Source organism: Streptomyces scopuliridis (assembly GCF_042790125.1).
GTDB classification, from domain to species: domain Bacteria; phylum Actinomycetota; class Actinomycetes; order Streptomycetales; family Streptomycetaceae; genus Streptomyces; species Streptomyces scopuliridis_A.
In genome coordinates this window covers 37091-57721 of sequence record NZ_JBHTZS010000033.1, presented here as the reverse complement: position 1 = coordinate 57721, position 20631 = coordinate 37091, and the positions used below count along the sequence as shown (strand labels likewise).

20 protein-coding genes are annotated in these 20631 nt (G+C 70.7%); 16 read left to right on the top strand and 4 right to left on the bottom strand.

The genetic code is table 11. From position 1 onward, the window contains the following. Positions 1-68: 68 nt before the first annotated feature. Complete coding sequence (locus tag ACFRKB_RS32925) at positions 69-1265, bottom strand: glycoside hydrolase family 64 protein (RefSeq protein WP_376582843.1); 1197 nt, start codon at positions 1263-1265, stop codon at positions 69-71. A 164-nt stretch (positions 1266-1429) separates the two neighbouring features. Between ACFRKB_RS32925 and ACFRKB_RS32920 the strand changes: the two genes are divergently transcribed. The 8 genes from ACFRKB_RS32920 to ACFRKB_RS32885 all read left to right on the top strand — a co-directional run bounded on the left by ACFRKB_RS32920 (position 1430) and on the right by ACFRKB_RS32885 (position 10128). Beyond that, positions 1430-1921, top strand: coding sequence for a nucleotidyltransferase domain-containing protein (locus tag ACFRKB_RS32920; protein ID WP_383110304.1), 492 nt, complete (start codon positions 1430-1432; stop codon positions 1919-1921). Between the two features lie 84 nt (positions 1922-2005). Next, positions 2006-2782 carry a hypothetical protein gene (locus tag ACFRKB_RS32915; RefSeq protein WP_383110283.1) on the top strand — a complete coding sequence of 259 codons (777 nt, stop codon included), beginning with the start codon at positions 2006-2008 and terminating at the stop codon, positions 2780-2782. A gap of 71 nt (positions 2783-2853) precedes the next feature. Further along, the gene (gene dxr, locus ACFRKB_RS32910) at positions 2854-4119 is read left to right on the top strand and encodes a 1-deoxy-D-xylulose-5-phosphate reductoisomerase (protein WP_383110282.1); all 1266 of its coding nucleotides are present in this window, start codon (positions 2854-2856) and stop codon (positions 4117-4119) included. Continuing rightward, positions 4116-5417, top strand: a complete 1302-nt coding sequence (locus ACFRKB_RS32905; RefSeq protein ID WP_383110281.1) for a M50 family metallopeptidase — start codon at positions 4116-4118, stop codon at positions 5415-5417. Before dxr ends, ACFRKB_RS32905 begins: the two co-directional genes overlap by 4 nt. Before the next feature lie 163 nt (positions 5418-5580). Then, on the top strand, positions 5581-6735 hold the full coding sequence (ispG, locus tag ACFRKB_RS32900) for a flavodoxin-dependent (E)-4-hydroxy-3-methylbut-2-enyl-diphosphate synthase (protein ID WP_383110280.1): 1155 nt from the start codon (positions 5581-5583) through the stop codon (positions 6733-6735). A gap of 193 nt (positions 6736-6928) precedes the next feature. After that, on the top strand, positions 6929-7774 hold the full coding sequence (locus ACFRKB_RS32895; protein ID WP_383110279.1) for a GNAT family N-acetyltransferase: 846 nt from the start codon (positions 6929-6931) through the stop codon (positions 7772-7774). Between the two features lie 16 nt (positions 7775-7790). After that, on the top strand, positions 7791-8369 hold the full coding sequence (locus ACFRKB_RS32890; protein ID WP_383110278.1) for a GNAT family N-acetyltransferase: 579 nt from the start codon (positions 7791-7793) through the stop codon (positions 8367-8369). Between the two features lie 67 nt (positions 8370-8436). Further along, on the top strand, positions 8437-10128 hold the full coding sequence (locus tag ACFRKB_RS32885; protein ID WP_383110277.1) for a proline--tRNA ligase: 1692 nt from the start codon (positions 8437-8439) through the stop codon (positions 10126-10128). Positions 10129-10239: 111 nt separating this feature from the next. On the opposite strand, the gene ACFRKB_RS32880 is transcribed toward ACFRKB_RS32885, so the two are convergent. From ACFRKB_RS32880 to ACFRKB_RS32870, 3 genes are read right to left on the bottom strand one after another with little or no spacing between them, the layout of a single operon-like run. Continuing rightward, positions 10240-11154 (bottom strand): aminoglycoside phosphotransferase family protein, encoded by a 915-nt coding sequence (locus ACFRKB_RS32880; protein ID WP_383110276.1) that lies wholly within the window; start codon positions 11152-11154, stop codon positions 10240-10242. Between the two features lie 32 nt (positions 11155-11186). After that, positions 11187-11654, bottom strand: coding sequence for a ferritin-like domain-containing protein (locus tag ACFRKB_RS32875; RefSeq protein WP_383110275.1), 468 nt, complete (start codon positions 11652-11654; stop codon positions 11187-11189). Next, positions 11651-12220: a hypothetical protein gene (locus ACFRKB_RS32870; RefSeq protein ID WP_383110274.1), complete on the bottom strand. Its 570-nt coding sequence runs from the start codon at positions 12218-12220 to the stop codon at positions 11651-11653. The genes ACFRKB_RS32875 and ACFRKB_RS32870 overlap by 4 nt, the downstream gene beginning before the upstream one ends. A 121-nt stretch (positions 12221-12341) precedes the next feature. Here ACFRKB_RS32870 and rimP point away from each other — a divergent pair, with 121 nt between their 5' ends. The 8 genes from rimP (at position 12342) to ACFRKB_RS32830 (ending at position 20558) form a co-directional block, all read left to right on the top strand. Continuing rightward, positions 12342-12839, top strand: coding sequence for a ribosome maturation factor RimP (rimP, locus tag ACFRKB_RS32865; protein WP_382872765.1), 498 nt, complete (start codon positions 12342-12344; stop codon positions 12837-12839). A gap of 2 nt (positions 12840-12841) precedes the next feature. Further along, entirely contained in the window at positions 12842-13897 is a 1056-nt protein-coding gene (nusA, locus tag ACFRKB_RS32860; protein WP_383110273.1) for a transcription termination factor NusA, read from the top strand. 157 nt (positions 13898-14054) lie between these two features. Beyond that, entirely contained in the window at positions 14055-14345 is a 291-nt protein-coding gene (locus ACFRKB_RS32855; protein WP_383110303.1) for a YlxR family protein, read from the top strand. A 149-nt stretch (positions 14346-14494) separates the two neighbouring features. Continuing rightward, on the top strand, positions 14495-17605 hold the full coding sequence (infB, locus tag ACFRKB_RS32850; RefSeq protein WP_383110272.1) for a translation initiation factor IF-2: 3111 nt from the start codon (positions 14495-14497) through the stop codon (positions 17603-17605). 139 nt (positions 17606-17744) lie between these two features. After that, positions 17745-18038: a DUF503 domain-containing protein gene (locus ACFRKB_RS32845; RefSeq protein ID WP_365752366.1), complete on the top strand. Its 294-nt coding sequence runs from the start codon at positions 17745-17747 to the stop codon at positions 18036-18038. Positions 18039-18079: 41 nt separating this feature from the next. Beyond that, the gene (gene rbfA, locus ACFRKB_RS32840; RefSeq protein WP_383110271.1) at positions 18080-18532 is read left to right on the top strand and encodes a 30S ribosome-binding factor RbfA; all 453 of its coding nucleotides are present in this window, start codon (positions 18080-18082) and stop codon (positions 18530-18532) included. After that, entirely contained in the window at positions 18529-19428 is a 900-nt protein-coding gene (gene truB / locus ACFRKB_RS32835) for a tRNA pseudouridine(55) synthase TruB (protein WP_365976704.1), read from the top strand. The genes rbfA and truB overlap by 4 nt, the downstream gene beginning before the upstream one ends. 179 nt (positions 19429-19607) lie before the next feature. After that, positions 19608-20558: a bifunctional riboflavin kinase/FAD synthetase gene (locus tag ACFRKB_RS32830; protein ID WP_383110270.1), complete on the top strand. Its 951-nt coding sequence runs from the start codon at positions 19608-19610 to the stop codon at positions 20556-20558. Positions 20559-20631: the final 73 nt, after the last annotated feature.

The following is a 20631-nucleotide window of genomic DNA, read 5'->3' as shown; positions in this document are numbered from 1 at the left end:
GTCCGCGGCTGTCCGTCCGCGGCTGTCCGTGCGCGGCTGTCCGTGCGCGGCTTTCCGTGTCAGTTACGTCAGTTGAACGGATCGAGCGTGATGTACGCCTGCTGCGGGTCGCCGTCGTGGACCAGTGACTCGTAGTTGCCGACATCGTCGAAGGCGAAGGCGTACGCCTTGCCATCGGCCATCCGCTCGTGGATCTTCTTGGCGTAGTGGTTGGTCACCCCGTCCTGGTAGAAGTTGGCCGGGCTCGTGTCCGGCTGGTTGGGGTTGACCAGCAGCGTGGAGCGGTTGAACCCCGCGCAGAGCGTGCGCGAGATCGGGCCGCGCACGAGGTCGTTCGGGGCGTCCAGCAGCTTGTAGCAGCCGAAGATCGAGTCGGCGTCGGGCTTCTGGAACGAGGTGACGACCGCCCCCGCGCTGTTGGTGAAGTTCATGGTGTTGCCCGACACCCGGCCAAAGTACTTGGTGTTTGGCTGGTCCGTGAACGGTGTCACCGTCAGTGTGGATGTGGTGTATCTGGACCACACCCGGTTGATGTAGTCATCCATCACGGAGGCGGGCAGGACGCCGGCCCCGATGCCATGGCCGGGCGAGAGGGCGCGCAGGACCGTGCCGTCGGGCCGGGTCTGGATCAGATTGGCCCAGCCGCCCGGCTGGCTCCTGAGCGAGTCGAAGAAACCGTTGTAGCCGCCCGCCTTGAGGTGGCCGGTGGTCTTGGTGGTGCCGTTGGGGGCCTTGACGCCGACGGCGTAGGGCGCCGAGAACATATCGACCTGTGTGCTGTTGATCCACAGCCCGGCGTCATTGAGTGTGTATTCGGTCCAGTTGAACAGGATGTTCCGGTTCGGGTCGGACGGGTTCTGCACCGCGGGCTGCACCAGCCCGCCGGTCGTCAGCCTGAAGTCGAGCTTCTGGCCGTACGAGAAGTAGACCCTGCCGGAGAACTTCGGCATCCGGATCGTCACGGACTGCCCGTTGGCGGGTCCGGCGATCGACGCGTCGGGCGCCGGGGTGGGGGGATTGCCGCCGGCGGGCCAGGCGTGGAACGTACCGTTCGCGTCGGCCCAGCCCTGCTGGCCCGTCGTGAGCAGGGTGCCGAGATTGTAGATGTAGACCGGGTCCGAGCGGCCCGAGCTGTTCGTGATGGTGAGCGGAATGGTCGTGGGAACCGCGGCCTCGGCGGGGGCCGCGGGCCCGGCGGCCGTGAACCCCGTGCCGAAGATCACCGCGGCGGCCAGTGCCGCGAGCAACTTTCTGGTACCAAGCACGCTCTACCTCCTGCTGTGTGGGGTTGAGAGCGCTCTCAGAATCGGGCCGCGGGTGAGGTGTGTCAATGCGCCCGGCTCAACTCACTCCTCGGGACCGGTACGCTCCATGGCCACGAAATCGACTGGCGGCGAGCGGAGTTGACGCCGTATCGTCCCGCCGCGTGATGACCTCCGACGACGTACTGTCCGTGCTGACCCTGCTGGGGAAGGCCGGCGCGGACGTCTGGATCGCCGGGGGCTGGGGCATCGACGCCCTGCTCGGCGCCCAGACCCGCCCCCATCGCGATCTGGACCTCCTGCACCGCGCCGACCAGGAACCCCGTGTCATCGAGGCGATGTCCGGCGCGGGCTTCGCCGAGACCCTGGACTGGCGCCCGGTCCGTTTCGTCCTCGCACGCCCGACGGGCGAGGAGATCGACTTCCACCCCCTCGGCTTCGCCCCGGACGGCTCGGCGCTCCAGTCGTCGCTGGACCCGGAGCAGCCCTACGTGTACCCGGCGGAGTGCTTCACGACGGGCACCATCGGGGGTACGACGGTCCGGTGCATCTCGGCCGCGCAACAGGTCCTCTTCCACCAGGGGTACGAGCCGGCCGACCGGGACCGCCACGACATGGCCAGGCTCCGCGAGAAGTTCGGCATCACGACGCACTTCTGAGTGCCGGGCCCGGGCCAGGTCCGCATGCCCCACAATCGGGAGTCGCGCGTCAACCGGCGCGAACAACCGACAACGGGGGCAAGCATGTTCGAGGCAGGAAAACGGCGGGCGCGGCGGGGACTCGGGGCGGTGGCCGCCGGGCTCGTACTGGCCGGGGTCGCCGCGTGCGGCGGTGACGGGCAGAGCGCCGACGACGGCAAGGACGCGAAGGCGAGCGGGAAGCCGGCCGGCATATCCTCCGCCACCGGGCCTGTCCCGCTCACCGAGGACCGGCTCACCGCCGCGTCCCTCACCGACGGCGAGAGGATCGGCGCGTACACCGCCTCCGCATACGCCCTCGGCGCGCCCCTCGGCGACGACTACACCGCCGAGCCCGCCGTCTGCCAGCCGTTCGTCAGCCTCGCCAAGGGCGCCACCGCGTTCGACCCCGTCGCCGAGGTCCAGCGCAAGGCCGACATCCCCGACGAGCTGCTCGGTCTCACCGTCTCCGTACAGCTGCGTTCGTACACCGCGCCGGACGCGGCCGGGGTGATGAAGGCCCTCGCCACCGCCGGGCGGCAGTGCGCGGGCGGGTTCACCGAGGACAGGGTGCTGGCGCGGGCGAGGTATCTGAAGGCGGAGCCCGTCAAAGCGCCGGACATGGGGGACGAGGCGAAGGCGTACCGCTTCACCCTCCTCGATGTGAAGGGCACGCTGAAGCTGTACGAGTATCTGACCGTCATACGGTCCGGCACCACCACGCTCTCCTTCCGCGCCGAGATCACCGGCACGAAGGATGTCGGGGGAGTGCCCGACGAGATCATCCGGGCGCAGTGGCAGAAGTTCCGGTCGGCGGCCGGGGAAACCGTGGAAAAGCAGTGAAGAACGGCGCACGGGGACACCTGTGGGGGCGCGCTGTCCTCCCGGCGCGGCAATGAGGTGAGAATGGGGGCATGAGCGACTGCCCAGCCCCTCTCGCCGATCCGCACATCGCCTTCGATCCGACCGAAGGCCGCCGGGACATCGTCGTCCTCGGCTCCACCGGATCCATTGGCACGCAGGCCATCGACCTGGTTCTGCGCAACCCCGACCGCTTCCGTGTCACCGCGCTCTCCGCCGCCGGCGGTCGTGTGGAGCTGCTCGCCGAGCAGGCCCGGCGGCTGCGGGTCCGTACCGTCGCGGTCGCGCGCGAGGAGGCCGTGCCCGCGCTCCGGGAGGCGCTCGCCGAGCGGTACGGGACGGCTGAACCGCTCCCCGAGATCCTCGCGGGACCCGACGCCGCCACCGAACTGGCCGCGTCCGACTGTCACACCGTGCTCAACGGCATCACCGGCTCCATCGGACTCGCGCCCACCCTCGCCGCCCTCACGGCGGGCCGTACGCTCGCGCTCGCCAACAAGGAATCGCTGATCGTCGGCGGCCCGCTGGTGAAGGCCGTGGCCAGGCCCGGCCAGATCATCCCCGTCGACTCCGAGCACGCCGCGCTCTTCCAGTCGCTGGCCGCCGGCACCCGTGCCGAGGTGCGCAAGCTCGTGGTGACGGCCTCCGGCGGGCCCTTCCGGGGCCGTACGAAGGCCGAGCTGGCGCACGTCACCCCCAAGGACGCCCTCGCGCACCCCACCTGGGCCATGGGCCCCGTGATCACGGTCAACTCCGCGACCCTCGTCAACAAGGGCCTCGAAGTGATCGAGGCACATCTGCTGTACGACATTCCCTTCGACCGCATCGAGGTCGTCGTACACCCTCAGTCGTATGTCCACTCGATGGTGGAATTCAACGACGGCTCGACCCTGGCCCAGGCGACCCCGCCCGACATGCGCGGGCCGATCGCCATCGGTCTCGGCTGGCCGCACCGGGTCCCGGACGCCGCGCCCGCCTTCGACTGGACCACGGCCTCGACCTGGCAGTTCTTCCCGCTCGACACCGAGGCGTTCCCCTCCGTGGGACTCGCCCGGCACGTCGGGGCCCTGGGTGGCACGGCCCCCGCGGTGTTCAATGCCGCGAACGAGGAGTGCGTGGACGCGTTTCTGGCGGGACGGCTGCCGTTCAACGGAATCATGGATACGGTCACAGAGGTCGTCGCGGAGCACGGCACCCCCCGTACGGGAACCTCGCTCACCGTGGCGGACGTCCTCGAAGCGGAGACCTGGGCCCGCGCCCGGGCCCGTGAGACGGCAGCGAAATTCAGCGAAGAACAGCCAGCGGAGGCTCGCGCATGACGATCCTGTTGACGGTCCTCGGCATTCTCGTCTTTGTCGTGGGGCTGCTCTTCTCCATCGCCTGGCACGAACTCGGCCATCTCTCCACGGCCAAACTCTTCGGCATCCGCGTGCCCCAGTACATGGTCGGCTTCGGGCCGACCATCTGGTCGCGCAAGAAGGGCGAGACGGAGTACGGGATCAAGGCGATCCCGATGGGCGGCTATATCCGGATGATCGGAATGTTCCCGCCGGGACCCGACGGCAAGATCGAGGCACGCTCCACCTCGCCGTGGCGCGGGATGATAGAGGACGCGCGCTCCGCCGCCTTCGAGGAGCTGGAACCGGGCGACGAGAAGCGTCTCTTCTACACGCGCAAGCCGTGGAAGCGCGTGATCGTGATGTTCGCGGGTCCGTTCATGAACCTCGTCCTGGCCGCCGTGATCTTCATCGGCGTGGCGATGAGCTTCGGCTTCCAGACCCAGACCACCGAGGTCGCCGGTGTCCAGCAGTGTGTGATCTCGCAGAGCGAGAAGCGCGACACCTGCGAGAAGAAGGATCCGGTCTCGCCCGCGCGCGCGGCCGGTCTCCAGAAGGGCGACAAGATCGTCGCCTTCAACGGGCAGCGCGTCGAGGACTGGGCGACCCTCTCCGGCCTCATCCGTAAGACGATCGGCCCCGCCACCATCACCGTCGACCGCGACGGCACCGAGCAGGTCCTGCACGCCACGCTCCGCAAGAACATGGTGGCCGAGAAGGACTCCAACGGAGAGGTCGTCCCGGACAAGTACGTACCGGCCGGCTACCTCGGCTTCGCCGCCTCCACCGAGATCGTCCCGCTCTCCTTCCCCCAGTCCGTGGACCGGATGGGCACCATGATCGGGGACGGTGCCGAGTCGATCCTGGCCCTGCCCTCCAAGATCCCCGACCTCTGGAGCGCGGCCTTCGGCGACGGCCCCCGCAAGGACGACTCCCCGGTCGGTGTGATCGGCGCGGCGCGCATCGGCGGCGAGGTGATGACGCTGGACATCCCGGCGCAGAACCAGATCGCGATGATGCTGTTCCTGCTCGCGGGCTTCAATCTCTCGCTCTTCCTCTTCAACATGCTGCCCCTGCTGCCCCTCGACGGCGGGCATATCGCGGGCGCGCTCTGGGAATCGCTGCGGCGCAGGCTCGCACGGCTGTTCAAGCGGCCCGACCCGGGCCCGTTCGATGTGGCGAAGCTGATGCCCGTCGCCTATGTCGTGGCGGGGATCTTCATCTGCTTCACCCTGCTCGTCCTGGTCGCGGACGTCTTCAACCCCGTCAAGATCAGCTGATAGAAGCCGTTTCACAGCGGCCGGACACCATTTGTGTCCGGCCGCTTACCTTTGGGTGGAGTTTTCGCGTGGATGTGCTCGGTCCGCACGCGGTGGCGTAATCTCGGGGGCTGGAGCCCGCCGATCTCGGGACCTCGATCCACACCTTGGGGTTGCACAGCAGATGACTGCAATTTCTCTCGGAATGCCGTCCGTTCCGACGAAGCTCGCCGACCGACGGGTCAGCCGTCAGATCCAGGTGGGGTCGGTGGCGGTCGGCGGGGACGCGCCGGTGTCGGTGCAGTCGATGACGACGACGCGTACGTCGGACATCGGCGCGACGTTGCAGCAGATCGCGGAGCTGACAGCGTCCGGCTGCCAGATCGTGCGGGTCGCGTGCCCGACCCAGGACGACGCGGACGCGCTGGCGACCATCGCGCGGAAGTCGCAGATCCCGGTGATCGCGGATATCCATTTCCAGCCGAAGTACGTGTTCGCGGCGATCGACGCGGGCTGTGCGGCGGTGCGGGTGAACCCGGGCAACATCAAGCAGTTCGACGACAAGGTCAAGGAGATCGCGAAGGCGGCCGGCGAGGCCGGTACCCCGATCCGGATCGGCGTGAACGCCGGATCGCTGGACGCGCGTCTGCTGGCGAAGTACGGCAAGGCCACGCCGGAGGCGCTTGTCGAGTCGGCGCTGTGGGAAGCGTCGCTGTTCGAGGAGCACGGCTTCCGCGACATCAAGATCTCGGTGAAGCACAACGACCCGGTGATCATGGTCAACGCGTACCGGCAGCTGGCGGCGCAGTGCGACTACCCGCTGCACCTCGGCGTCACCGAGGCGGGCCCCGCCTTCCAGGGCACCATCAAGTCCGCGGTGGCCTTCGGCGCCCTCCTCAGCGAAGGCATCGGCGACACGATCCGCGTCTCGCTCTCCGCCCCGCCGGCGGAGGAGGTCAAGGTCGGCATCCAGATCCTGGAGTCGCTGAACCTGCGGCAGCGCCGGCTGGAGATCGTCTCCTGCCCCTCCTGCGGCCGGGCCCAGGTCGATGTCTACAAGCTGGCGGACCAGGTGACGGCCGGCCTTGAGGGCATGGAGGTCCCGCTGCGCGTGGCCGTCATGGGCTGTGTCGTGAACGGTCCCGGCGAGGCCCGTGAGGCCGACCTCGGTGTCGCGTCCGGCAACGGCAAGGGCCAGATCTTCGTCAAGGGCGAGGTCATCAAGACCGTCCCGGAATCGAAGATCGTGGAGACCCTCATCGAGGAGGCCATGAAGATCGCGGAGCAGATGGAGAAGGACGGCATCGCCTCGGGCGAGCCCGAGGTCTCCGTCAGCTGACCTCGTCCAGGCGCCTGTCCGGCCATGGACATACGTTCGCGAAGGGTCCCGCAGCCACCGCCCACCCGGCCGTGGCTGCGGGACCCTTCGCGCTCTGACCTGCGGCGATACCGGGCTCCGCTCCGATGAGCGGCATACCGGGAAGGGTCCGGGTACAGTGCGGAGATCGGCAGACGTATGGTGAGGCCCCCTCGTGTTGACGCAGACCACCACCCGGGTCCTCGAACCCAGCGAACTCGACGCCGCGCTCGCCATCCTGGAGAGCGAGCCCGTCGAAAACGCCTTCGTGACGTCGCGCGTACAGGTCGCGGGGCTCGACCCCTGGCGCCTCGGTGGCGAGATGTGGGGCTGGTACGCGGACGGGCGGCTGCGCTCCCTCTGCTACTCCGGCGCCAATCTCGTACCCATCTGCGCCACCCCCGAGGCCGTGCGCGCCTTCGCCGACCGGGCCCGCAGGACCGGCCGCCGCTGCTCCTCGATCGTCGGCCCCGCCGAGCCCACCAGCCAGCTGTGGCGGCTGCTTGAGCCGAGCTGGGGCCCGGCCCGCGAGATCCGCGCCCACCAGCCGCTGATGGTCACCGAGCAGGTCTCCGCCGCGGTCGCGCCCGATCCGCTCGTACGCCGTATCCGCAAGGCCGAAGTAGACGTGATCATGCCCGCATGCGTGGCGATGTTCACCGAGGAGGTCGGTGTCTCGCCGCTCGCTGGTGACGGCGGACTGCTCTACCAGGCGCGCGTGGCCGAACTCGTCGGCGCCGGAAGGTCGTTCGCCCGTATCGACGACGGCAGGGTCATCTTCAAGGCCGAGATCGGCGCCGCCACCCCCCGGGCCTGCCAGATCCAGGGCGTCTGGGTCGACCCCGAATTCCGCGGCCGGGGCCTGTCGGAGGCGGGCATGGCGGCGGTCGTACGGTACGCGCTCGCCGATGTCGCGCCGGTCGTGAGTCTCTACGTGAACGACTACAACACCCCTGCCAGAGCCGCGTACCGCCGGGTGGGTTTCCGTGAAGTGGGTGCCTTCATGAGCGTGCTGTTCTGAAAGTAGGGTTCGGCCCATGCTGAGCATCCCCGGGGGCAGCCCCCGCACCCCCGACGTACAGGTAGGGCCGGTCGATCTCGCCGCGCGCGTCGACGAGGCGCTCGCCGTACAGGCCCTCGCCTTCGGGCTCAGCGACGACGAGATCGAGGTACGCCGCCATATCGTGCTCCGGCATCTGCTGCTGCGCGGCTCCCGCGCCCTCGGCGCGACCACCGCGGCCGGCCGGCTCGTCGGCTTCGTATACGGCCTCCCGAACGACCGCGCCCACTGGTGGTCCACCGTCGTCGAGCCATATCTGCGCACCACCGGCTCCGAGGACTGGCTCGTCGACTCCTTCGTGATCACCGAGCTGCATGTCCACCCGGAATTCCAGGCCCGGGGCATCGGCCGCGCCCTGATCACCACGATCACCGACAGCGCAGGCGAACCCAAGTCGATCCTGTCCGCCATCGACATCGAGAGCCCGGCCCGCCGCCTCTACCGCGCGCTCGGTTACCGGGACCTGGCCCGCCAGGTCCACTTCCCCAGCGCCCCCAAGCCGTACGCCGTGATGGGCGCCCCGCTGCCGCTGCGCAGGGCGGGCGCGGAGAACTGATTTCCGCCCGCGGGCGTGCCCCGGCTAACCTCCTGGCATCACCCGAGAGAACGCAGGAGTACTCCCCATGTCCCAGGTCCAGCGCATGTCCCGTTTGATGGTCAAGACATTGCGCGACGACCCGGCGGACGCCGAGACGCTCAGCCACAAGCTGCTCGTCCGCGCGGGGTATGTCCGCCGTACGTCCGCCGGCATCTGGAGCTGGCTGCCCCTGGGCAAGAAGGTCCTCGACAACATCTCGCGCGTCGTCCGCGAGGAGATGGACGCGATCGGCGCCCAGGAGGTGCTGCTCCCCGCGCTGCTGCCCAGGGAGCCGTACGAGGCGAGCGGCCGGTGGGAGGAGTACGGCGATCTGCTGTTCCGCCTCAAGGACCGCAAGGGCGCCGACTATCTGCTCGGCCCCACGCACGAGGAGATCTTCACCCAGGTCGTCAAGGACCAGTGCACGTCCTACAAGGACCTGCCGGTGATGCTCTACCAGATCCAGACGAAGTACCGCGACGAGGCCCGGCCGCGCTCCGGTGTGCTGCGCGGGCGCGAGTTCCAGATGAAGGACTCGTACTCCTTCGACACCACGGACGAGGGCCTCGCCGAGTCGTACGCGCTGCACCGCGCCGCGTACCAGAAGATCTTCGCCAGGCTCGGCCTCGACTTCCGGATCGTTTCCGCGGTCTCCGGCGCGATGGGCGGCTCCGCCTCCGAGGAGTTCCTGGCGCCCGCCGCGGCCGGTGAGGACACCTTCGTGGACTGCCCCGCGTGCGAGTACGCGGCCAACACGGAGGCCGTCCGCTTCACCGCGACCGTACCCGCGGCGGCCGGGCCCGGCCCGGTCGAGGAACTGGACACCCCCGACACCCCGACCATCGAGACGCTCGCCGCGCACCTCGGCGTGCCCGCCTCGGCGACCCTGAAGAACCTGCTCGTCAAGGTCGACGGCGAGATCACCGCGGTCGGTGTCCCCGGCGACCGCGAGGTGGACCTCGGCAAGCTCGGCGAGCACCTCGCGCCCGCCGTGGTGGAGCTGGTGACGGCCGAGGACTTCGAGGACCGCCCCGAGCTCGTACGCGGTTATGTCGGCCCGCAGGGTCTCAAGATCCGTTACATCGCCGACCCGCGCGTCGCGCTCGGCACCGCCTGGATCACCGGTGCCAACAAGCCCGACACCCACGCGCGCAATGTGGTGTGCGGACGGGACTTCGAGGTCGACGACTACCTGGACGTCGTCGTGGTCGAGGAGGGCGACCCCTGCCCCGTCTGCGGCACCGGCCTCAAGCTCGACCGCGCGATCGAGATCGGCCATATCTTCCAGCTCGGCCGCAAGTACGCCGACACCTTCCAGCTCGATGTGCTGGGCCAGCAGGGCAAGCCGGTCCGCGTGACCATGGGCTCGTACGGCATCGGCGTCTCGCGCGCGGTGGCGGCCCTCGCCGAGCAGAGCGCCGACAAGCAGGGGCTGTGCTGGCCCCGGGAGATCGCCCCGGCGGACGTCCATGTCGTCGCGGCGGGCAAGGCGCTCCAGACGGAACTGGCGCTGGACGTCTCCGAGCAGCTGTCGGCGGCCGGTCTGCGGGTGCTGGTGGACGAGCGCCCCGGCGTCTCGCCGGGCGTGAAGTTCACCGACGCCGAACTGATCGGTGTCCCCAAGATCCTGGTGGCGGGCCGCCGCTCGGCCGACGGCGTCCTGGAGCTGAAGGACCGCCGTACGGGCGAGCGCGAGGAACTGACCGTCGCGGAGGCGATCGCCCGCCTGACGGCCTGACCCTGGCTCCACCGTGGGGCGGGCTCGTGTGCGGGGCCCGTCCCACGAGGAGTACCGGTCCGGCGAGGAGTACCACGCCGGTCCGGCGCGGAAATCACCCAGAGTCCGCGGCTACAGCCAGCCCGCGAACTCCAGCAGCAGCTCACCGCTCTGCCGCCGCCCCGCCCGCAGCGTGCGAACCCCCGACTCCACCGCCCGGAACAGCGTCCACCCCCGCACCCGCTCCCGGTCCAGATCCAGCGAGTCGGCCAGTCTGTTGACCCGCCGGCGGGCCGAGGACGCCCCCGACGAGGCCGCCACCAGATCCTCCACCCGGTCGCGCACCAGCCGCGCCAGATCGTAGGCGCGCTCACCGACCAGCGGTTCCGGGCCGACCGCGAGCCAGGGCGCGCGGTCGCCGGCGAGCACCTTGCCCTGGCCGAAGGCGCCGTGCAGCAGCCGTATCTCGGTGGCGGAGGCGCAGAGTTCGTCGCGCGCCGCCAGCGCCGCCGACACCAGCGGCGCGAGCGTGTCGTCGGCGTTCGTCCGCAGTGCCGCCGCTTCCCGCGCGGTCCGCTCGGCCACCGTCTCGAAGCCGTGGTCCCCGGGCGGGTCGACCCACAGCCGGCGCACCGTACCCGCTGCTTCGAGCAGCGACTTCGCCTCCGGCAGGGAGCGCAGCGACACCTCGGGATGCAGCCGCTCCAGGAGCAGCGCGCCGTCGGCGGTGTCCGGGCTGTCCGCGCCGGCGTCCAGCAGCTCCACCGCCCCCCAGCCCTTCCAGTGCGCCAGCGCCGCCCGCTCCGGCGAGGGAGCCGCGAACGGCGGGACGATCTTGAGCGTCGCGGGGGAGCCGTCGGACCGCCGTACGAGCAGCACCAGACCGCTCCGGCCGCCCGGCGCGATCACCCGCTCGACCTCCAGCTGCCGCCGGGCGACCGCCTCACCGGCGATGCCGGGCAGTCGGCCGAGCCATTCGGCGGCGGTGGTCTCCCCGTACCTCTCGCCGAGCGTGCGCACCAGACGCTGCGGCGGTTCGAAACCCATACGTGCGTTGTTCCCTTTCCGAGCTCACGGGCTCACGCGCGCTCGGCGAGCCCAGGAAAGGCTACGCCGGTCCCGCGCCAGCGCACCGCGCGCACGGCGGCCTCGCGCAGCGCGCCCGCCGCCTCCCGCCGCAGGGGGCCCTCCGCGGCCCGTACGAGATCGGAGTAGACGCCCGCGACCCGGTCCTCCAGATGGGCGGCGAGCCGTACGGCCGCGGCGGAGTCCGGTACGGGGAAGGGCAGGGCGTACGCGGGCTGCGCGGCGGCGGGCGTGCCGCCCAGGTCCCGTACGGTGCGCGCCAGCGCGTCACGCCGGGCCCGGTGCGCCGCGTGCGCGCTGGTGGCCTCGCTCCGGCGTGCGCGGTCGACACGCCCGCCGACGACCCCGTACCCGTACACCGCCGCGTGCTCGGCGGCGAGCGCGGCCTGCGCGGCGTCCAGCGCACCACCGCTCGTTCCGGTCGCCGTGCCCGCTGTCGCCGCCGTCCGCGCCGTACTCATGAGCGGGATCCTTCCGTCAGCAGATAGGCGTGGGCGGCGCTCGCCGCCGCGAGAGAGGCCAGCAGCCGGGCCAGCTCAGGGGGCGCTTCCATGAGCGACGCGGTGTGCGCGTCGCCGGTACGGCGCTCGGTCGCGGCCAGCGCCCTGAGGGCCGCGGCCGGTTCCGCCGGGACGGCCGGCGAGCCGGGCGCGGGGGCCGCGGCCGTGACGGATACGGACGGCGACGCGGCGGGGCTCGCGGACTCGGCCGGTTCCGGCGCCAGCGCCGCCAACTGCCGTACGACCGCCGCCCGTAGCGGAGCCAGCCGCTCACGCTGCCCGGGGTGCCGCTTCAGCACGGCGTCGTACTGGCCCAGCAACTCCCGGTGGCCGCCCGCCGCGCGCATCCGCAGCACACGCTCCCGCTTGGCCGCCCGCGCGATTCCCGCCGGGCTGTCCACGGCCGGGGAATCCGGGGAACAGCCGGTCAGCAGACCGGCCGTCGCGGCGCCCGCGGCCCTCAGCGCATGCCTCCGTGTCGTCCCCGTGCGCCCCACGCGTCTCTCCTCGGGCTTCGCGATGATCACCGCAGGCGAGCGTACCCGCGGGTCACCCCCAGGTGGACGGCAACACCCCTGGGGACCGGATACCCTTTGATCTGACACGCGACGATCCCACAACAGCACACGCGGCCGAGGAGTCACCCGGATGAGCACCACCCAGAGCGAAAGGCTGCGCGGACTGCTGGAACCGCTCGTCAGCGCGAAGGACCTGGATCTGGAAGAGATCGAGGTGTCCCGGGCGGGCAGGCGTCGTGTGCTGAGGGTCGTGGTCGACTCCGACGAGGGCGTGGACCTCGACGAGTGCGCCGAGCTGAGCCGCTCCATCTCCGACAGACTCGACGAGACGGACGCGATGGGCGAGGACGAGTACCAGCTCGAAGTGACCTCCCCCGGGGCGGAGCGCCCACTGACCGAACACCGCCACTACGTGCGCGCCGTGGGCCGGCTGGCCCGGTTCCAACTGCACGAGGACGGCGAGCTGGTGGCCCGCATCCTGACCGTCGACGACGAGGGGCTCGACCTCGAAGTGCCGGGTGTGAAGGGGCGCAAGCCCACCGCCCGCCGGATCGAGTTCGCGGGGATCGACAAGGCGCGCGTGGAGATCGAGTTCAGCCGCAAGGACAAGAAGGAAGAGGAGGCGTAGCCGTGGATATCGATGTGAAGCTCCTGAAGGGCTTGGCACAAGAGAAGGAGATTCCCTTCGACCTGCTGGTCGAGGCGATCGAATCGGCACTCCTCATCGCCTACCACCGCACCGAGGGCAGCCACCGGCGTGCCCGGGTCGTGCTGAGCCGGGACACCGGTCATGTCACGGTCTGGGCCAAGGAGGACCCGGCCGATCTGGAAGAGGGGCAGGAGCCCAAGGAGTTCGACGACACCCCGTCGGACTTCGGCCGGATCGCCGCGACCACCGCGCGCCAGGTCATCCAGCAGCGGCTGCGGGACGCCGAGAACGATGTGACCTTCGGTGAGTACGCGCGCCGGGAGGGCGACATCGTCGCCGGGCTGGTCCAGCAGGGCAAGGACCCGAAGAACGTCCTGGTCAAGCTGGACGACAAGCTTGAGGCCATCCTTCCGGTGCAGGAACAGGTGCCGGGTGAGGAGTACACCCACGGTCTCCGGCTGCGTACGTATGTGGTCCGGGTCGCCAGGGGGGTGCGCGGGCCGTCGGTGACGCTCTCCCGTACCCATCCCAATCTGGTGAAGAAGCTCTTCGCGCTGGAGGTCCCGGAGATCGCGGACGGCTCCGTCGAGATCACGGCGATCGCCCGCGAGGCGGGCCACCGCACCAAGATCGCCGTACGGTCGACACGTTCCGGCCTCAACGCCAAGGGCGCCTGCATCGGCCCGATGGGCGCGCGGGTACGCAATGTCATGGCCGAGCTGCTGGGCGAGAAGATCGACATCGTCGACTGGTCGGACGACCCGGCCGAGATGGTGGCGAACGCGCTGTCGCCGGCCCGGGTCAGCAAGGTCGAGGTGGTCGATCTGGGTGCCCGCTCCGCGCGGGTGACCGTGCCGGACTACCAGCTGTCGCTGGCGATCGGCAAGGAAGGGCAGAACGCCCGGCTCGCCGCCCGGCTGACCGGCTGGCGCATCGATATCCGGCCGGACACGGAGCCCACGGACGACGAGCGCGACCGCGGCGACGACCGGGACCGCGGGCGGGACGACCGGGACCGCGGTCGCGACCGCGGCTGAATATCCGGCTCGACCGATCAGGGAGTGGCCGGCGGTGGGGGCCCGTCGCGGTACGCCGCGACCAGGCCCCGCCGGACATCGACGTGATCTTTCGGGCGGCAGGCGTTCGAACCTTGCCCCAAAGGGGTGGGGTCGGCGCGGGGAGGTAGACTTGAGCGTGTCTGGCCGGACGGTCGACCGTGCATGCCCTGAGCGAACCTGCGTGGGCTGCCGGAAGCGAGCGGCCAAGAACGATCTGTTGCGCATCGTGGTGGCCGGAGAACAATGTGTTCCCGATCAACGCGGTACGCTGCCCGGCCGGGGTGCGTATATGCACCCCGCCTTGATCTGTCTCGATCTGGCGGTCCGCCGCCGGGCGTTCCCCCGGGCCTTCCGGGTCCAGGGACCGCTCGACAGCGCGGAGCTGCGCCGGTTTGTCGAGGCGATCGCAGTGCAGGCAGCACTGTAGGAAGAAGTACGGCACGGAACCCCGTGCGGTTCAGGTACCTCGCGAGTTGGAAGTAGGTCGAGATTGCGATGAGCACTCGATGAGTACGCGATGAGTACGCCCATGAAGTAGCGACGGTCCGGCGGTAACCCGGACCTAAAAGGAGCGAAGTGGCTAAGGTCCGGGTATACGAACTCGCCAAGGAGTTCGGCGTGGAGAGCAAGGTCGTCATGGCCAAGCTCCAAGAACTCGGTGAATTCGTCCGTTCGGCGTCGTCGACGATCGAGGCGCCGGTCGTACGCAAACTGACTGACGCTTTGCAGGGGCCCGGCGGCAACGCCGGCAAGCCCGCTGCCAAGCCCGGGGCGCCCCGCAAGGCGACCCCCGCCAGGCCCGCCGCGCCCTCTCCGGCGCAGGCGGCACGTCCCGCTGCCCCCAAGCCCGGTGTCCCGGCCCCCAAGCCGGCCGCCGCCGAGGCCCCCAGGAGCACCCCCTCCGTCGCGCCGACGCCCGGTCCGCGTCCGGCCCCGCGGCCCGCGGCCGCCGCGCCGAAGCCCGCGCCCGCCGCACCGGCGGCCCCGGAGTTCACCGCGCCCCCGTCGGCCCCGGCCGCCGGTCCCCGGCCCGGTGCCACCCCCGGCCCGCGTCCGTCCAACCGCCCCGCGGGCGGCCAGGGCGACCAGCGCCAGGGTGAGCGGCAGAGCGACCAGCGCCAGGGAGACCAGCGCCAGGGCGGCCGCTCCGGCGGTGCGCGCCCCGGCCAGGCCCCGCGTCCCGGTGCCCGCCCCGCGGGCCCGCGTCCTGGCAACAACCCCTTCACCTCGGGTGGCTCCACCGGAATGGCGCGCCCGCAGGCGCCCCGTCCCGGCGGCGCCCCGCGTCCGGGCGGCCCCGGTGCCCCCGGTGCTCCGCGCCCGCAGGGCTCCGGTCAGGGCGGTCCCCGTCCGCAGGCCGGTCCCGGTGGTCAGGGCGGACGTCCCACCCCCGGCGGTATGCCGCGTCCGCAGGCGCCCCGCGCCGCGGGTCCCGGCGGTGGCCCCGGTGGTAACCGTCCGAACCCGGGCATGATGCCGCAGCGTCCCGCTGCCGGTCCGCGTCCCGGTGGTGGCCCCGGCGGTGGCCGTGGTCCCGGTGGCGGCGGTCGTCCCGGCGGTGCCGGTGGCGGCGGCGGTCGTCCCGGTGGCGGCGGCTTCGCGGGCCGTCCCGGTGGCGGCGGCGGTGGCGGTTTCGCCGGTCGCCCGGGTGGCGGCGGCGGAGGCGGCGCTCCGGGCCGTCCCGGTGGCGGCGGCTTCGGTGGCGGCGGTGGCCGTCCCGGCTTCGGCGGACGTCCGGGTGGTCCCGGCGGCCGTGGTGGCACACAGGGCGCGTTCGGCCGTCCCGGCGGGCCCGCCCGTCGTGGCCGTAAGTCGAAGCGGCAGAGGCGCCAGGAGTACGAGGCCATGCAGGCCCCGTCGGTAGGCGGCGTGATGCTGCCGCGCGGCCAGGGCCAGACGGTCCGGCTGTCGCGCGGTGCGTCGCTCACCGACTTCGCGGAGAAGATCAACGCCAACCCGGCGTCGCTCGTCGCCGTGATGATGAACCTCGGCGAGATGGTCACGGCCACGCAGTCCGTCTCCGACGAGACGCTTCAGCTCCTCGCCAGCGAGATGAACTACGTCGTCGAGATCGTCAGCCCCGAGGAGGAGGACCGCGAGCTGCTCGAGTCCTTCGACATCGAGTTCGGCGAGGACGAGGGCGGCGAGGAAGCCCTCGTGTCCCGTCCGCCGGTCGTGACCGTCATGGGTCACGTCGACCACGGTAAGACCAGGCTGCTGGACGCGATCCGCAAGACGAACGTCGTCGCGGGCGAGGCCGGCGGTATCACGCAGCACATCGGTGCGTACCAGGTCGCCACGGACGTCAACGGTGAAGAGCGCAAGATCACCTTCATCGACACCCCGGGTCACGAGGCGTTCACCGCCATGCGTGCCCGTGGTGCCAAGTCCACCGACATCGCGATCCTGGTGGTCGCGGCCAACGACGGTGTGATGCCCCAGACGATCGAGGCGCTGAACCACGCCAAGGCGGCCGACGTGCCGATCGTGGTGGCGGTCAACAAGATCGACGTCGAGGGCGCCGACCCGACCAAGGTGCGCGGTCAGCTCACCGAGTTCGGTCTGGTGGCCGAGGAGTACGGCGGCGACACCATGTTCGTCGACATCTCCGCCAAGCAGGGCCTGCACATCGACAGCCTGCTGGAGGCCGTGGTCCTCACCGCGGACGCCTCGCTCGACCTCCGGGCCAACCCGGAGCAGGACGCGCAGGGTATCGCCATCGAGGCCCACCTCGACCGCGGTCGCGGCGCCGTCGCCACCGTGCTCGTCCAGCGCGGTACGCTGCGCGTCGGTGACACGATGGTCGCCGGTGACGCGTACGGCCGTGTCCGGGCGATGCTCGACGACAACGGCAACAACGTCGAGGAAGCGGCGCCGTCGACGCCGGTCCTGGTCCTGGGTCTCACCAACGTCCCCGGCGCCGGCGACAACTTCCTCGTGGTCGACGAGGACCGCACCGCCCGGCAGATCGCCGAGAAGCGTGCCGCCCGTGAGCGGAACGCGGCCTTCGCCCGCAGGGGCGTCCGGTTCTCCCTGGAGAACCTGGACGAGGCCCTCAAGGCCGGTCTGGTGCAGGAACTCAACCTCATCATCAAGGGCGACGCGTCCGGTTCGGTGGAGGCCCTCGAGTCCTCGCTGCTCCAGCTCGACGTCGGCGACGAGGTCGACATCCGGGTCCTGCACCGCGGTGTGGGTGCGGTCACCGAGTCGGACATCGACCTGGCCATGGGCTCCGACGCCATCGTGATCGGCTTCAACGTGCGCGCCGCGGGGCGTGCCGCGCAGATGGCCGAGCGCGAAGGCGTGGACGTCCGCTACTACTCGGTCATCTACCAGGCGATCGAGGAGATCGAGTCCGCCCTCAAGGGCATGCTCAAGCCGGAGTACGAAGAGGTCGAGCTCGGTACGGCGGAGATCCGCGAGGTCTTCCGCTCGTCCAAGCTGGGCAACATCGCGGGTGTTCTCATCCGCTCCGGCGAGGTCAAGCGGAACACCAAGGCCCGGCTCGTCCGCGATGGCAAGGTCATCGCGGAGGACCTCAACATCCAGGGTCTGCGCCGCTTCAAGGACGACGTCACCGAGATCCGCGAAGGCTTCGAGGGCGGTATCAACCTCGGAAACTTCAACGACATCAAGATCGACGACGTCATCGCGACGTACGAGATGCGCGAGAAGCCGCGCGGCTGACGCACGGCAACCGGTCCGGGGCCGGTCGACGGGACGCATATTCCGTCGATCGGCCCCGGCCGTTCCGTGTACGGTTCTCGTGCCCCTGCCAAGCGCTGGCAGGGCATCTGAACCCGTACCGGCGGGGATCCGGAAACGCATGTATGTGGGGACGCTGTCCTTCGATCTGCTCCTCGGCGACGTACGGTCGTTGAAGGAGAAACGCTCGGTCGTCCGGCCCATCGTCGCCGAGCTCCAGCGGAAATTCGCGGTGAGCGTGGCGGAGACCGGCGACCAGGACCTTCATCGCAGGGCCGAGATCGGTCTCGCGGTGGTGTCCGGGGACTGGGCGCACCTCACGGATGTGCTGGACCGGTGCGAGCGCATGGTCGCCGGCCACCCCGAGGTGGAGCTGCTGTCGGTACGACGGCGGCTGCACGGCGATGAAGACTGACCAGTACACAAGAGAACCCCAGAAGGAAGAGTGACGGACCGGTGACCGACAACGCGCGGGCCCGCAAGCTGGCCGATCGCATCCAGGTCGTGGTCGCGGAGACCCTGGACCGCCGTATCAAGGACCCGCGACTGGGCTTCGTGACCATCACGGACGCCCGTGTCACCGGCGACCTGCGGGAGGCCACGGTCTTCTACACGGTCTACGGCGACGACGAGGAGCGCGCGGCCTCCGCGGCGGCCCTGGAGAGCGCCAAGGGCGTCCTCCGCTCCGAGGTGGGCCGTCAGACGGGCGTCCGCTTCACCCCGACACTGGCGTTCGTGCCCGACGCCCTGCCCGACAACGCCCGCACCATCGAGGACCTCCTCGACAAGGCGCGCGCCAAGGACGCGGAGGTACGGGAGGTGTCGACCGGCAAGACCTACGCGGCCGGGGCCGACCCCTACCGCAAGGACGACGACACCGACAACACGGACGGCGCCGCCGCGGAATGACTCAGCAGAACACGACGCCCGACGGGCTTGTCATCGTGGACAAGCCGTCGGGCTTCACTTCGCACGACGTCGTCGCCAAGATGCGCGGGATCGCCAGAACCCGGCGCGTCGGCCACGCCGGCACCCTCGACCCCATGGCGACGGGCGTCCTCGTCCTCGGCGTGGAGCGGGCCACGAAGCTTCTCGGCCATCTCGCGCTGACCGAGAAGGAGTACCTCGGCACGATCCGGCTGGGGCAGAACACCGTCACCGATGACGCGGAAGGGGAGATCACCTCCTCCGCCGACGCCTCCGCGGTGAAGCGCGAGGCCATCGACGCCGGGATCGCGGCGCTGACCGGCGCCCTCATGCAGGTGCCGTCCAAGGTCAGTGCCATCAAGATCGACGGCAAGCGGTCGTACGCGCGCGTGCGCGGCGGCGAGGAGTTCGAGATCCCGGCCCGTCCGGTGACCGTCTCCTCGTTCCGGCTCTACGACGTCCGTGAGGCGGTCGCGGAGGACGGCACTCCGGTCCTCGACCTGGTCGTCTCCGTCGTCTGCTCCTCCGGTACGTACATCCGCGCCCTCGCCCGCGACCTGGGCGCCGGCCTCGGGGTGGGCGGCCATCTCACCGCGCTGCGCAGGACCCGGGTGGGCCCCTACGCGCTGGACGCCGCGAGGACGCTTGAGCAGCTCCAGGAGGAGCTGACCGTGATGCCGGTCGCCGAGGCCGCCGCGGCGGCCTTCGCGCGCTGGGACGTGGACGAGCGGCGCGCCAAGCTGCTGATCAACGGCGTACGGCTGGACATGCCCTCGTACGCGACCGGACCGGTCGCCGCGTTCGACCCCGAGGGGCGCTTCGTGGCGCTGGTCGAGGAGCAGAACGGCAAGGCCAAGAGCCTCGCGGTCTTCGGCTGAACCACCCCACCGTGGGGCGGCCGGGCAGCCTGCCCGCCCCACGGTCCCCCGCACGGAGAGGGACCCGTCCACCGCGCGGGGTTCTCCGGTGCCGGTGAGGGCCGTGGGCGCCGGGCATGGCAGTCTTAGAGCTGCGTAATCGGCAATGACGTACAGAGTTTCGGCGAGGAGCGGTCAGAGTGCAGCGCTGGCGTGGCTTGGAGGACATCCCCCAGGACTGGGGGCGCAGCGTCGTCACCATCGGCTCCTACGACGGGGTGCACCGCGGTCACCAGCTGATCATCGGACGAGCGGTGGAGCGGGCGCGCGAGCTGGGGGTCCAGTCGGTCGTCGTGACCTTCGACCCGCACCCCAGCGAGGTCGTGCGCCCCGGCAGCCACCCGCCCCTGCTCGCGCCCCACCACCGGCGCGCCGAGCTGATGGCGGACCTGGGGGTGGACGCGCTGCTGATCCTCCCCTTCACCCTGGAGTTCTCCAAGCTGTCGCCCGCCGACTTCATCGTGAAGGTCCTGGTCGACAAGTTGCACGCCCGCGCGGTCATCGAGGGCCCGAACTTCCGCTTCGGCCACAAGGCGGCCGGCAATGTCGCCGTCCTCGCCGATCTCGGCGTGACCTACGACTACGAGGTCGAGGTCGTCGACCTCTACGTCACCGGCGAGGCGGGCGGCGGCGAGCCCTTCTCGTCCACCCTCACCCGCAGACTGGTCGCCGAGGGCGACGTCGCGGGCGCGGCGGAGATCCTGGGCCGGCCGCACCGGGTGGAGGGCGTGGTCGTACGCGGAGCGCAGCGCGGCCGCGAACTCGGCTTCCCGACGGCCAACGTGGAGACCTTGCCGCACACCGCGATCCCGGCGGACGGGGTGTACGCGGGGTGGCTGACGGCGGACGGGGAACGGATGCCGGCGGCGATCTCGGTGGGCACGAATCCGCAGTTCGAGGGGACGGAGCGGACGGTCGAGGCGTATGCGATCGACCGGGTGGGGCTGGATCTGTACGGGCTGCATGTGACGGTGGACTTCTTGTCGTATGTGCGGGGGCAGCGGAAGTTCGAGTCGATCGACGCGCTGCTGGAAGCGATCAGGGACGACGTGAAGAGGTCGCGGGCGCTCACTGAGGCGTATGACGCGTAGCGGCCGGCGGTTCGTTTCGGCTGGGGCCGGTGGTGCGGTGCGGGTTGTCGCCGGGGTGCGCTCCGGGGCAACC